The sequence below is a fragment of the Roseburia sp. genome, from assembly GCF_041325975.1.
Taxonomy (GTDB): domain Bacteria; phylum Bacillota; class Clostridia; order Lachnospirales; family Lachnospiraceae; genus Roseburia; species Roseburia rectibacter.
Genome location: NZ_JBGLEJ010000005.1, coordinates 1267446 through 1281426 on the forward strand (window position 1 = coordinate 1267446; position 13981 = coordinate 1281426).

Here is a 13981-nt window from a genome sequence, read left to right on the forward strand (position 1 = left end):
TTGTCAACACTAATTTTTATAATTTCTGCGGTTTTATATTTTTTTTATAATTTTACGGTTTTATTCCTTTTTCTTCCTATATATATGAGGATCAATCCGATCAGAACACTGCCACTAACAACCACCAGATAACGCACCAGATGATTTCCTGCATCCAGTCCCAGACTCTCCATGATCTTTTTATACCAGAAATATACCAGCATGTGTAAAAGAAAAATCTCAGTCGAGAGTTCACGCATAATCTTTGCCATTGCTCCCCGCTTATCGCTTACCGGACAAAAAGCGGCTGCCAGAAAAAGATTTGCCGTGACAAGAGGTGTCATTAGATACATATCATGGGATGATTCGCCGATTTTCTGAGTGACGATCCACTCTTCTAACATCATGAGTGCCAGAAAAACTATCGTATGCCATCCATAATCATTTTTTCTGATCCGGTCTGCCTTTACCCGGAACAAATATCCCATCGTCACAAACGGGAATCCAAAAAACAGGCCATTTCTTGCGGTAGCAAATACAGAAAGATACCATCTGATCTCATTTGCAGCCGGCGAAAGATCATCAAAAGCATGATGATAAGTGTTATGGCAGACTCCAGCCAGATATAATAGTACGGCAGCCACTACAATGCTTTTTACGCTCCATTGAAAGTGCGTTGCAAGAAGATACAATAACAGTACCGCCACAACCGTTGCAAGAAGATACCATAGCTGTATATAAGAACCGATCAGAAAAAATCTTCTCGCCAGTTCTGACAAATTTTCGGCAGCACTTCTTTTTTTCTCCCAGAACCGGTCAATGATCGGAATCAGATATAACAGACTCCACCATACATACATCTTTATAATATGGAAAAGATATTTTTTTACCCTGCCTTTGTCCGCTATTTTTTCTCCCATAAAATAACCGGTACATACAAAAAAGAACGGCACTGCCATCCGGCAGATTACCTGCTGAAATTCGTGTGAAAATACCGGAGCAGCCTCTTCAAATGGTGGAATGTGAATGGCAACAACTAGAAATGCTGCTGCAAATTTCAGAAAATCAAGTGCCCTGTATTCATTTTTTTCCGATAGATATATCGTAGACATCTAAAATTCCTTCCCTGTCCTGCTTTATTCCTTTTCTTTTTGTCCCTTATTTCTTCTATGCCTGAATACAGCGATCCCGATCACCGACAGGATTCCAAGACCGCTCAAAACAGCACCCGTTTTTAAATACGGTGTACAGTAATAAAATTCGATCTGATGTATTCCCTCCGGCACATCAACTGCCATATACATCGTATCCGCCTTTAAGATCTCTGTTTCCACACCATCTATGTACGCCCGCCAGCCGCTGCTGTATGGGATCGTCATACAGAGCAGTCTCTCCTGAGCGTTTTCTAATGTTCCCGAAATACGATTTGTATCCATGACAACATTTTTTAAAACATCCTGTTTTAAATTTTTCGTCCAGCCATCGATCTGTTCCATCGGCTGACAGACGATCTGCATGTCATCAAACTGATACGTTCCTTTTTCATGAAAAGTAAGGATGATCTCATCTGCTTTTTCATCACGATATCCGGCGTTGATCAGATAGTCATCCACACCACTGTAAAAATTATTCTTTCTGGTAAGGAATGTAATCATCTTTGTAATCTTTCCACAGGTCACATCAATGTGCAGACGGCTCTTCGACTGTGTTAAGGTTTTTCCTTCCTCCGAAAACCCAAGTCCCTTTAATATAAAGTATGTTTCGCTCTCCGGCATCCCCTCAAAGGAAAGTGTGACCGACGCTTTCTTTTCTGTCGCTGTAAATCCCTGGTCTGTCAGTTCCACGTTATGCATATCCGTGATCGTGTAGGAAATATCCTGATCCGTAAACTCCGGTTTTGTTTCCGTGCTGGCTAACGCAGATGGGATCTTATCATCTTCCACGACGATCCCCTGTAACAGTGCCTGCTGTTTTTTCGTCACATCCAGCTTTTCATAGATACTCCGTGGAATTACTGCACTGCCTGCGAATCCGACCGGCAGTACGGAATCATTCTCATAGGCATCGCATTTCACTTCATACTGTCCCCCCGCGCCAAGTGTTCCGCGGTTGAAGCAGACATTATAACCATATGGACGCAGTCCTTTGTTTCCGGATGGCACCACATAATAACGCACGCCGGAAAGTACTTCTAACATCGTGCGCGCATCAAAACCGGAATAACAGAAATCTCTTGTCTGATTGATGTACATTTCTCTCTGAAACTGGTTGATATCCGGGTTTGCAAGACTGAAATAATAGGAAGTACCATTAATTCCAAGCTGCATTGCTGTGTTTTTCCACTCCTCAGACTGCAGGGACTCATAGCGGTATGTCGTATCTTTCGCATGATTTTTCACAAGGTTTCCAGCCGCATCCTTTGTCAGCATGGAAAGTGCCTCCCCCTGTGTGGCAAATTCCTCCACATAACCGCCCGCCTGTGGCGCATATTCTGCCCATCCCTGATAGATCAGTTCCAGCATCACGACCACTAACAATGCCGCCTTAAAAACAAATTTTTCTTTCGTCTTTTTCCCGGTTCCGACAATGAGAACTAACAGCACGGAAAATAATAATAATGCCACTAATACATACTGTTTCTGATGCTTTCCAAGCACCTCCAAGCACAGGCAGATATAGGTGATTCCCGCCCAGAACAGTGCAATTTTTTTCTTAAAATGCATCTCCATCATCTGAGGATACATTTTTACCGCGATAAAAGACACAAGCATGGAGTATGCCCACATGTAACGGTTTACCACATAACTTCCACCATTCAACATTTTTCCCGCAAATGGGAACAACAGTAACAGCGTCATAAGTACAAATCCGGCACGCAGTCCCCTGTTTTTTCTTCGCCCAAGAAGAAGCAGCAACACTGCCAAAAGAACGATTCCCGTATATCCCAGTTCACTCCAGTAAGTGGAACCTCCGATCAGGAATCCATAAAATAATTTCCGATAATAAGATAACGGATAAAGCAATGAAAACGTATGCTGTGCTCCTGCCCTTCCTGTAGATAATGTCATAGCAACAACCGGAAGCAGAATAATAGAAACAGATGACAGCGTTACAAACGAGTATGCCGCAAAACGCCATACCCAGTACCATACCGTCTTAAAAACCGGTTTTCCAAACAGCATCAGGTAACGAAGCAGTGCATAAATGACAACAAAGACACAGATCATGTATGTAAAATAAAAGCTGCTGACTGTTGCCACCGCAAGCATACCCATATACAACCAGGGCTTTTGTTTTTTATAAATTTTATCCACACCAATCAGGATCAACGGCAGATAAATCATCGGATTTAAAAAATACGGATGACGCACCGCAATGATAACCCAGAAGCAGAAATCATATACCATTGCCCCAAGCAGCGTAGAATAAGGTTTCTGTCCGTGATACCTGCAATATGCAGAAAATGCCAGTCCGGCAAAATAAATCCTTACCAGAACCATCGCATTGTAAAAAAGTTCCATATACTTTTCATCCGGCACAAACACCGATAAAAGATTGAGTGGATCACCGATCACATAATAATGAAGCGTCGTCAGCACATCTGAGCCAAGTCCGATATGCATGTCCCACAGCGGAACCGAAAGCCTGTGTTCTGTAATAAGCGTATCTATGATCGATAAAAGCCACGAACGATAATAAAGCAGCGCATTGAAATGCTGTTGCAGGCCATCCGGAACCCATATAAAACTTTTTTTATTTATGATAAATACGGAGAATACCGCCCCCGCAATGATTGTAAAACATATGGTATATGCCAGAGCAAACCAGACTTTTTTACTGACATTACCATCTTTATTCCGTAAGAATCTCATTTTTTAATTTCTCCCATAGAAAAAGACCAAAGCACATTGTCTCTGGTCTTTCTCCTGATCATATCTTTTCTTTTACCAGTTGAACTTCTCTGCGAAATAAGCATCCAGATCCTCGATCTTAATACGCTCCTGCTCCATGGTATCACGGTCACGAACCGTTACGGCACCGTCATTTTCAGACTCGAAATCGTAGGTTACACAGAACGGAGTACCGATCTCATCCTGTCTTCTGTAACGCTTTCCGATATTTCCTCTGTCATCAAATTCACAGTTATATTTGTGTGAAAGCTGCGCGAATACTTTCTCAGCACCTTCATTTAACTTCTTGGATAATGGAAGTACACCGATCTTAACAGGTGCTAAAGCCGGATGGAAATGAAGAACCGTTCTCATATCCGGTTTTTCCTCTGTTCCGATATTTTCCTCGTCATAAGCAGCACATAAAAATGCTAAAACAACACGGTCTGCTCCAAGTGAAGGCTCAATAACATATGGAAGATATCTCTCATTCTTCTCATCATCAAAGTAAGTAAGATCCTGACCGGAAGTCTCCTGATGACGTCCAAGGTCATAATCGGTTCTGTCAGCAATACCCCAGAGTTCGCCCCATCCGAATGGGAATAAGAACTCGATATCCGTTGTTCCCTTGCTGTAGAATGCAAGCTCAGCCGGATCATGGTCACGCAGACGCATCTCATCCTCTTTGATTCCAAGGGAGATCAGCCAGTCACGGCAGAAACCTCTCCAGTACTGGAACCACTCTAAATCAGTACCCGGCTCACAGAAGAACTCAAGCTCCATCTGCTCAAACTCTCTGGTACGGAATGTAAAGTTACCCGGTGTGATCTCATTACGGAAAGATTTTCCGACCTGTCCGATACCAAACGGAATCTTTTTACGGGATGTTCTCTGTACATTCTTAAAGTTTACGAAAATACCCTGTGCTGTCTCAGGTCTTAAGTATACGGTATTCTTTGCATCCTCAGTAACACCCTGGAATGTCTTAAACATCAGGTTAAACTGACGGATATCTGTGAAGTTGTGTTTGCCGCAGGTTGGACATGGAACCTGATTTTCCTCGATGAAATCACGCATCTCTTCCTGTGTCCATCCGTCTACGGAGCTCTTTAACTCGATTTTTTTCTCCTCTGCAAAATCCTCGATGATCTTATCTGCACGGAAACGCTCATGACATTCTTTACAATCCATCAGAGGATCTGAAAATCCGCCAAGATGTCCGGATGCAACCCAGGTCTGCGGGTTCATTAAAATGGCACAGTCCACACCTACATTGTATGGATTCTCCTGAATAAATTTCTGCCACCATGCTCTTTTTACGTTGTTCTTTAACTCAACGCCGAGATTACCATAATCCCATGTATTTGCAAGACCACCGTAAATCTCAGATCCCGGATATACGAAACCTCTTGATTTTGCCAGTGCTACGATTTTGTCCATTGATTTTTCCATAAATAATTCCTCACCTTTCTATAAAATGGCAGTGGACTGCCTCTTTTGTATGTTTACTTATAAATAATGTATGTGTAGACATCTGTTTCAAATGCCCCATCATCTTTTACATAGGCTGTGTCATCATTGACATCCGTGTCAGATATCTCTGTTGAACCGCCAACATTCTCTGTTCCGCCAGAAGCATTTTCATCTGAAACATTATCACTGTTTAAACTGTAACCATCCCGTATGGAAACACTGTCTGCCCCGGTCAGCTTTACATTTTCTGTGGAAACATAACAGATCGTTCCATCTACTTTGACATCTCTGTTTGCCTTGATGATGACTGCTTTTAAATCATCCCCGGAATAAATTTCTTCCTTCGTCGCTGTTCCGGTCACCTTTCCATCTTCTACACTGACAAAATCTGTGTTGAAATCATATCCTGCTGCCAGTGCCTTAACAACCTTGCCCTCATAGAGTTCAATGCCATTAAATCCTGTATAATCTTCCGGTGTTTTATATTTCATCTTAAGTGTTGCCGTACTATCTTTCACAGAAAGTCCTTCCAGTTTTACCGTATTCTTTCCATGTTCTTCCGTATAAGCAGAAACAGCATCTGTCACATAATCCTTTAGTTCTGTCTCATCATAATAATCTTTATCCAGTGTCTCAACATCTACTGTGAGTACGGTTCCGTTTTTCTGTACATATACCGTATCCGTATCTGCATTCAGAGATTTTCCACATCCAGCCAGCATCGAAATGCCAATCAGTACGCCAATACCTGCCATACATGCTTTTCTCATTTTTACAAGTCTCCATTCGTCTTACATATCCAATGTTTTACATTATACTATTTCCGATTCCCGATTTCAACCAGTAAATAGTCCCTCTAACATTTTAAGAGACTGAAATGTATGATCCAGATAAACTGCACGATAACTTTTCATAATTGCAAGCAGCTGCCTTAACACACTGTCACTGACAGAAAAAGTATATAATTTTTCCACCCTTGCTGAAATGATATACTGCATCGTATAAAGAGTTGATTCATTCAGGAAAAACCTGCCGCTTTCCTCCGTGGACGCTTCTTTTTTTTCACAGGGATCACAGACACAGCCACCCCATTTTGTTACAAACCAGTTCAGTTCTTCTTTTTTTCCACATTTCAGACAGGCAAATACATTCGGTGCTTCACCGTTTACCGACATTGCCTTTAACTCAAAAATAAAACGGACCAGTCTCTTATCATATGCACTGCTTGTCAATGCCCGAAGTGACTGATAAAGCAGCTTTAACATCTCGCGTTCATCATTGTTTTCCTGACAGTAATAATCGGCAAATTCCAGAAAATAACATCCATAATATGTAGCTTCAAGTTCTTCCTGAACTTCCCTGAAATAGTTCTGAATGGAAGCCCTCACCACCGTATAGGAGCTTCGCCCCTCAAACATTTCAAATTCACCAAAGGAAAAGGGGGTTGCCGCAGCAACAAGTGCACTGTTTGGTCTTCTTGCACCTTTTGCAAATGCGGTGATCTTGCCCCTTTCCTTCGTCAGCAGTGTGATTCTTCTGTCATAATCGCCAATCGGCATTACCTTTAAGACCATCCCGGTCACTACGATATTCTGTCCCATCCGGTCTATTTTCCCATCCTCTCCCTGTGGTATCAAAGCTGCCTTTATGCGACTCTTTGTATTTTAAATAATCGGTTACTCTTCCTGTTGTCATAAAATTGCTCCAGGCTTCATCCATAATCTCATCCTCCCATCATCCATCACTTGATAATGTTAGGATTTCCTCAGACAGCTTCCCTTATACCAGCAAAAAAATGGTAAGTCAGATCTCGTCCTTATTATAGCCAAAGTTCTTCATCATGGAATCGCTGTCACGCCAATCTTTTTTGACCTTTACCCAGAGTTTTAAATTGACCTGCTCCTCTAACAGACGTTCAATCTCATAGCGCGCGTTTGAACCGATCTTTTTTAACATGGCTCCGCCTTTTCCGATCACAATACCCTTATGGGAATCTCTCTCACAGACAATCGTTGCCTCAATGTCCATGATATTTTGTCCTTTCCGCTGTTTCATGCGGTCAATGCAGACTGCGATTCCATGCGGTATCTCATCATCTAATGCATGAAGTGCTTTTTCACGGATGATCTCCGCAACGATCGCACGCTCCGGCTGGTCTGTGATCGTATCTTCATCATAAAACTGCGGTCCATACGGCAGATATTTAAAGATCATATCCAATACGGTATCAAGATTCTGTGCACGCAGTGCGGATGCCGGAACGATCTCGGCAAAATCGTATACCTTGCGGTAAGTATCGATAAATTCCAATATCTTATCCCGGCTCACCGTATCTACCTTATTAATAACAAGGATCACCGGTGTTTTTGTCTTCTTTAACTGCTCGATGATATGCTGCTCGCCTGCTCCGATAAAGTTTGAAGGTTCCACTAACCAGAGGATCACATCTACTTCATTTAATGTGTGCTCCGCGGTGTTTACCATATATTCGCCCAGCTTATTTTTTGCCTTGTGGATTCCCGGTGTATCCAAAAATACGATCTGTCCACGCTCCATATCCGTATAGACTGTCTGGATACGGTTTCTGGTTGTCTGCGGTTTATTTGATGTGATTGCGATCTTCTGTCCGATCAGATGGTTCATCAACGTTGATTTTCCAACATTTGGTCTGCCGATAATTGTGACAAATCCTGATTTAAAATTTTCTTTCATTTGTACTCCATTCCAAAATCATTCATATAAATTTTTCAACTGCATAAACATATCACTCTGACTCTTTAAGTTTTCTTCATTTCCGATGACACAGATATTTTTCTCATCCAATACGGATGCGATCAGATCCTTTAAGGCACGGATATCATCTTCTGTTGCACCGATCACCTGATCACGCTCTTTCTGGATATCCGCAAAATCCAGTCCCTGTAAATATGCGGTCATGGAACGCGCTCCCTTCGCACTCGGATTCATCGGCGTATCCATATCGCTGATCGTACCGATAATGTATTTTGTCATCTCACGCTCGTCCGCCTTAAAATCAGCCAGATACTGTGGAATGCCATCATAGATCTCATCTGTTTTCTTTAAGTTCGGATCACGGTAAGATACAAAATAAGTATCTCCATTTCGCATATAGCTGTTCATGCATCCATAGGCACCGCCTTTGACACGGACGTTGATCCAGAGATAATCATATCCCATAATGACTTTCAAAATACGCAGTGCCCCGTGATATGAAAATCCGTGACGCGCATAGTTGCCGGCTCTTGCCACATACTGTACCTGCGATGCATCCATAAATCCCTCATTTTTCTTTTCCAGATGAACCTTTGGCAGCATCCGCTCTTTTACAGTCTCTTTTGACACATACAGATTCTTTAACAGAAAGGCAATCTGTTCTTCCACCGCCTGATAATCAGCCTCTTCACAGACAACACTGACTAACATACGTTCCGGCACAAATATCATCTGTACCAGCCGCATAAGCCTTGCGATCAGTTCGTCCTTTTTCTCATCGAAATGTTCATCTAAATCGGAAACCAGCTCATAGAACGAAATACCTGCTGTTGCTTCCTGATAATATGCCGCTCTTGAAAAATAAGACAATGCACGCATGGATGCCACCGAGTGACCGGAACCGTCAAATGCCGCCTCCACCCTTGAACGAAGCTGCGCAATGATCTCACGCAGGCGCTTTTCATCAGAAATCTTTGTCGTCATTATGATCTCACGCAAAAGATCCATCGCCTGGGGCAGCTCCGATGCAAGCGTTTTTACACGCAGTTCAAACATAAACTGCATATCCTCCGGCTTCTTCACATGCGGATAAACACCACAGCTTGCGGATATTCCACCGGTGTGGATGTTGATCTCATTTGCCAGTTCTGAAAATCCGTACCGCTCTGTATCCATATAGCCAAGGATATATTTTAAAATTCCAACATACGGCAGATCTTTGCTCTCCATATCACGGATATCAAAGAGGATGCGCAGATAATCAATACCATTTGAAAACATCTCATGGTGTACGACCGTCGTGTCACCGCATTTTTTTATCGTATTGTAAAGCGGTGCCGCCTCACGTTTCATATCCTCACGTTTTAACATCGGGATCTTTTCTAAATCTTCTTTTGGTGATGATTCTTCCTGATACTGTTTTAAATGCTTTGTATCTTCGATGAGCTGTTTTATCTCATCTTTATTCAAGCTTTCCTTATATGCAGCAAGTTTCTCTGCCAGTGCCTCATCACGTTTTGCATTTAATCCTCGTTCCGGTTCGATTACAACGACCGATGCATGTGGATTATGAATCAGATACTTGTCGATCAGTGCCTCAAAATATCCTGTTTCAACCTGCTCCCGTAGAAAACGGTAGGTATCTAATGCTTCCACATGCATAAACGGCTGCCTGTCATCATAAAGCCAGCTGTCTAAACACTGGATACCGTATAAAAGTCCCTTCGGGAACTGCCCAAAATCAGCCTCGCGATAACGGAACTCCGATGCACTGATTCCTGCAAGCAGCGCTTTCCTATCCACTCCGTCTTTTACCTGATGTTTTAAAACGTTCTGTATCGTCTCAAGGAATTTTTCTTTATCTGTGCTGTTTGCATTTTTGGCAATAATGGAAAATACCGGCTGCATGGTACTGCTGTCATAACCACCAACGATATCTTTTCCGATCCCCGCATCGATCAGTGCCTGTTTTAACGGTGCCCCCGGTGCACCAAGCAATGCATAATCCAGAACATCAAATGCCAGATAAAGTTTCTTATCTAAAATATCTCCTACGACCAGATTATAGGAAAGATACGTGTTATCTTCCTCTGGTTCTGCAGAAGAAATCGGGTATTTCTTTGTGATCTCCACCGGTTTTTCGAATGTTTTCTGTGCCTTTACGGCAGAATCAAGTTCAATCTCTTCATAATGGCTTAAATATTCCTCATCCATCCAGCGAAGTTTTTCTGCCACATCCATATTTCCATACAGATAAATATATGAATTGCACGGATGATAATATCTTCTGTGAAAATCAAGGTAATCCTCATATGTCAGATCCGGGATGTGTTCCGGATCTCCACCGGACTCATTGCTGTATGTGGTATCCGGGAACAGGGAATTTAAAATTTCCCGCTGCAGCACATCATCTGCAGACGAAAAAGCTCCCTTCATCTCATTATATACAACACCATTGATGGTGACCGGTGCATCTTCGCTCTCAAGCTCATAATGCCAGCCTTCCTGTTTGAAAATCTCCTGATGTTTATAGATATTTGGATGAAATACGGCATCCATGTAAACACTCATCAGGTTCTGAAAATCTATGTCATTGCAGCTTGCCACAGGATAGATCGTTTTCTCAGGATACGTGATCGCATTTAAAAATGTATTCAAAGATCCCTTGACCAGCTCCACAAAAGGATCTTTGACCGGGTATTTATCAGACCCACACAATACTGTGTGTTCTATGATATGTGGTACACCTGTAGAATCCTCTGCCGGCGTACGGAACCCGATATAAAATACCTTGTTATCATCATCATTTGAAATTACCGCAACTCTTGCACCGCTTTTTTTATGGCGTAAAATAAACCCTTCGGATTTCAAATCACGCAAAGGGCACTGTTCTAAAATCTCGTATGCTTCCAAATCAGTCAGTTTCATCATCATCCTCCAAAATATGATCTTATGTCTAGTATATTATGTGCAAAAAACAGCACATAATCCAATTCGCCGTTCGTCAATCAAGCAAGCATGTTGACTCACTTGCGCTCATTATATCATGCGCAAAAGCAGCACATGATCGTGATCTACACTCGCTTCGCTCGGCAGTCTTATTATACCATATTTTACACAACTTAAAAAGGGAATGTATTATTTACACTCCCTTTTTTGGTACTTATGGAATAATCCGCTATTATGCGATACGGCTTACATTGGCAGCCTGAGGTCCCTTTTCTCCCTCAGTAACCTCGAACTCTACACGCTCGCCGTCTTTTAACTCCTTAAATCCATCCATGTTCAGTGCGGAAAAATGTACGAATACATCATTCCCCTGCTCGTCCGAAATAAATCCGTAACCCTTTTTGGCATTAAACCACTTTACAGTTCCCTGCTGCATAACTCTTTCAAGACCTCCTAATACATGCAAAACTTTTGTTTCTTCCACATCGGAATATTCCGTGTGTACTGTGCTGTCCAAACGATGAAATTTATAACAACACCATGAGTCGAATTTAGCATATATTACTTATTTTGTCAATCTTATTTTATAATTATTGTGAAATATGCACATTTTGCAGTTACTGTTTTATCTGCACATCCATCTGCGGATATGGAATGGAAATATTATGATCATCAAGTGCATATTTGATGTTCTCAGTCAGGCGCCACTTTGCAGTCCAGTAGTCTTCTGTCTTTACCCAGATACGCACACCCATATTTACTGACGAATCTCCAAGTTCATCCACAAATATAAGAATCTCTTCTTCCGGCAGTCTTGCCTCCTCCGCTTCTGCAACAGAATACAACACTTCTTTTGCAGTTCTGATATCCGCTTCATATGCAATACCTACTACCAGATCCACACGGCGTTTTTCCATGGTGGAAACATTTGTGATGCTGCTGTTAGAGAGTGTACCATTTGGTACCATGACCACTTTGTTATCAATGGTGAGCAGTTTTGTATAGAAAATGGAGATCTCTGTTACCGTACCCTCTTTCCCGCCGGAATGTTCTATAATGTAATCTCCGACACGGAAAGGTTTTAACAGTAAGATCAGCACACCACCCGCAAAATTTGAAAGGCTGCCCTGCAGTGCCAGACCGACTGCCACGCCAGCAGAACCAAGCACTGCCACTGCCGAGGTGGTTGCAATTCCAAACAGTCCCATGATAATAAAGATCAGTACCAGATATAGTGCGTATTTGATCAATGGCAGTACAAACTGTCTGACACCGGTATCGACATCTCTGCGTTCCATGGATTTGCGGAACATTTTTAAGATCAGACCAATGATCTTGCTTCCAACAATATAAATGATAATCGCAACTACGACCTGAAACGCAAAGTTCAAAAGATCCGGTATCAGTCCCTGCAGCCATGTGCCTACGATTCCCGGGTTCTTCGCAACCTCCTGTAAGTTTTCCTGCGCCTGGTTTAACATTTCGACGGTCTCGGTTGCATTAGCGATTCCTTCTACATTTTCTGCCAGCATATATGGCTCCCTTCGTTTTTATTCGAATTTGAATTTAAAAAAAACTCATCTTTAGGCTATGAATGTTGTGAACCTGGCACAGTTTCACAACTTCCTCAGTTCTTTATAAGTTTTCAAAATTCCATTTCTCATTTTGTCCTGCTCTAAGGAATTTCCTTATTCTAAGGAATGAATGAACAGACCGCTGCGGAGTTTTGGTTCAAACCAGGTAGATTTTGGCGGCATGAGTTTTCCGGCATCTGCGACGGAGAAGAGCTCTGTGATCGAGGTCGGATACATGGCAAATGCAACGGAACAGTCTTCCTCACAGCGTCTGACCAGTTCGTCCATGCCGCGGATTCCTCCTACAAAGTCGATTCTTCCATCTGTTTTCGGATCTCCGATGCCGAGTACCGGATGAAGCAGAAGGTCTTGTAACATTGATACATCCAAACTTTTTACCGGATCATCTGCCACTGCGGCAAGATCGTCCTCCCGGAACTTACAAAGGAACCAGTGTCCTTCCATATACATGGTAAAGCTGCCTTTTTCCTGTGGTCTTTTTTCTTCCTGATCTGTGATCTCTGTCACGTCAAAACGTTTTTTTATTTCCTTGTAAAAGCTCTGAAAAGAATATCCGTTTAAATCTTTCACTACACGGTTATAATCCATGATCATAAGCTGGTCATCCGGGAATAATACAGACAGGAAATAATTAAATTCTTCCGTTCCATCGTAACCCGGATGTTCTTCTCTTCGTTTTAAACCAACCTTTACAGCCGAGGCTGCACGGTGATGACCATCTGCGATATAGATATCTGCCATGTTTTCAAATGCCTGTGAGATTGCTGCAATTTTATCATCGTCACTGATCACAAACACACGGTGTCTGATTCCATCCTCCGATGTAAAGTCATACTCTGCCTCTCCTGCTTTGACTTTCTCCACGATCTCATTGATCACCGGATTCGAGCGGTATGCTAAAAAGATAGGTCCGGTCTGCGCATTACAGGCATCCACATGCTGAATACGGTCTGCTTCCTTTTCTGCTCTGGTGTTCTCATGCTTTTTGATGACGCCATTTAAATAATCATCGATCGATGCACACGCCGTAATCCCTGTCTGTGTGCGTCCATTCATCGTAAGTTCATAAATATAGTAACATTTTTTCTGATCGCGGATAAAAGAACCATCCTCTACCATCCCCCACAACAGATCATGTGCTCTCTGATACACCTTTTCATCATACATATCCACAGAAAGCGGATAGCCTGTCTCCGCACGATCAATCTTTAAAAAAGATTCCGGATTTTTCTCCACTTCCACAGTTGCTTCTTTTCTGTTATAAACATCATAAGGGAGGGCAGCGATCTTAGCTGCCTTCCCTTTTTCTGGTCTGATGCTCATAAACGGTCTGATATCTGCCATTTTTGCTGCACCTCATCT

At 42.3% G+C, this 13981-nt stretch carries 11 protein-coding genes; all 11 read right to left on the reverse strand.

Annotated elements, in window-relative coordinates; all coding sequences use genetic code 11:
- Positions 1-44: 44 nt before the first annotated feature.
- A complete protein-coding gene (locus ACDD58_RS17095) occupies positions 45-1091 on the reverse strand; it encodes an acyltransferase family protein (RefSeq protein WP_370778506.1) in 1047 nt (348 codons plus the stop codon).
- Between the two features lie 24 nt (positions 1092-1115).
- Positions 1116-3851, reverse strand: coding sequence for a YfhO family protein (locus ACDD58_RS17100; RefSeq protein ID WP_370778507.1), 2736 nt, complete (start codon positions 3849-3851; stop codon positions 1116-1118).
- Positions 3852-3923: 72 nt separating this feature from the next.
- Complete coding sequence (locus ACDD58_RS17105; protein WP_006857002.1) at positions 3924-5321, reverse strand: glycine--tRNA ligase; 1398 nt, start codon at positions 5319-5321, stop codon at positions 3924-3926.
- A gap of 53 nt (positions 5322-5374) precedes the next feature.
- Positions 5375-6112, reverse strand: coding sequence for a hypothetical protein (locus ACDD58_RS17110; RefSeq protein WP_118209167.1), 738 nt, complete (start codon positions 6110-6112; stop codon positions 5375-5377).
- Between the two features lie 66 nt (positions 6113-6178).
- Positions 6179-6943, reverse strand: coding sequence for a DNA repair protein RecO (recO, locus tag ACDD58_RS17115; RefSeq protein WP_370778509.1), 765 nt, complete (start codon positions 6941-6943; stop codon positions 6179-6181).
- Entirely contained in the window at positions 6882-7061 is a 180-nt protein-coding gene (locus tag ACDD58_RS17120) for a hypothetical protein (RefSeq protein ID WP_147345377.1), read from the reverse strand. The genes recO and ACDD58_RS17120 overlap by 62 nt, the downstream gene beginning before the upstream one ends.
- Positions 7062-7145: 84 nt before the next feature.
- Positions 7146-8054: a GTPase Era gene (gene era / locus ACDD58_RS17125; protein WP_006856999.1), complete on the reverse strand. Its 909-nt coding sequence runs from the start codon at positions 8052-8054 to the stop codon at positions 7146-7148.
- A gap of 18 nt (positions 8055-8072) precedes the next feature.
- Positions 8073-11003: an insulinase family protein gene (locus tag ACDD58_RS17130; RefSeq protein ID WP_370778510.1), complete on the reverse strand. Its 2931-nt coding sequence runs from the start codon at positions 11001-11003 to the stop codon at positions 8073-8075.
- A 253-nt stretch (positions 11004-11256) separates the two neighbouring features.
- The gene (locus ACDD58_RS17135) at positions 11257-11460 is read right to left on the reverse strand and encodes a cold-shock protein (protein ID WP_006856998.1); all 204 of its coding nucleotides are present in this window, start codon (positions 11458-11460) and stop codon (positions 11257-11259) included.
- A 181-nt stretch (positions 11461-11641) separates the two neighbouring features.
- Positions 11642-12556, reverse strand: a complete 915-nt coding sequence (locus ACDD58_RS17140; protein ID WP_370778511.1) for a mechanosensitive ion channel family protein — start codon at positions 12554-12556, stop codon at positions 11642-11644.
- Between the two features lie 156 nt (positions 12557-12712).
- Positions 12713-13963, reverse strand: a complete 1251-nt coding sequence (locus tag ACDD58_RS17145; RefSeq protein WP_117919649.1) for a DUF1015 domain-containing protein — start codon at positions 13961-13963, stop codon at positions 12713-12715.
- Positions 13964-13981: the final 18 nt, after the last annotated feature.

Excerpts from the sequence above, each read along its gene's own strand:
- ACDD58_RS17095 (WP_370778506.1), bottom strand. The coding sequence starts at position 1,091 with ATGTCTACGATATATCTATCGGAAAAAAATGAATACAGGGCACTTGAT.
- ACDD58_RS17100 (WP_370778507.1), bottom strand. The coding sequence starts at position 3,851 with ATGAGATTCTTACGGAATAAAGATGGTAATGTCAGTAAAAAAGTCTGG.
- ACDD58_RS17105 (WP_006857002.1), bottom strand. The coding sequence starts at position 5,321 with ATGGAAAAATCAATGGACAAAATCGTAGCACTGGCAAAATCAAGAGGT.
- ACDD58_RS17110 (WP_118209167.1), bottom strand. The coding sequence starts at position 6,112 with ATGAGAAAAGCATGTATGGCAGGTATTGGCGTACTGATTGGCATTTCG.
- recO (WP_370778509.1), bottom strand. The coding sequence starts at position 6,943 with ATGGGACAGAATATCGTAGTGACCGGGATGGTCTTAAAGGTAATGCCG.
- ACDD58_RS17120 (WP_147345377.1), bottom strand. The coding sequence starts at position 7,061 with ATGGATGAAGCCTGGAGCAATTTTATGACAACAGGAAGAGTAACCGAT.
- era (WP_006856999.1), bottom strand. The coding sequence starts at position 8,054 with ATGAAAGAAAATTTTAAATCAGGATTTGTCACAATTATCGGCAGACCA.
- ACDD58_RS17130 (WP_370778510.1), bottom strand. The coding sequence starts at position 11,003 with ATGAAACTGACTGATTTGGAAGCATACGAGATTTTAGAACAGTGCCCT.
- ACDD58_RS17135 (WP_006856998.1), bottom strand. The coding sequence starts at position 11,460 with ATGCAGCAGGGAACTGTAAAGTGGTTTAATGCCAAAAAGGGTTACGGA.
- ACDD58_RS17140 (WP_370778511.1), bottom strand. The coding sequence starts at position 12,556 with ATGCTGGCAGAAAATGTAGAAGGAATCGCTAATGCAACCGAGACCGTC.
- ACDD58_RS17145 (WP_117919649.1), bottom strand. The coding sequence starts at position 13,963 with ATGGCAGATATCAGACCGTTTATGAGCATCAGACCAGAAAAAGGGAAG.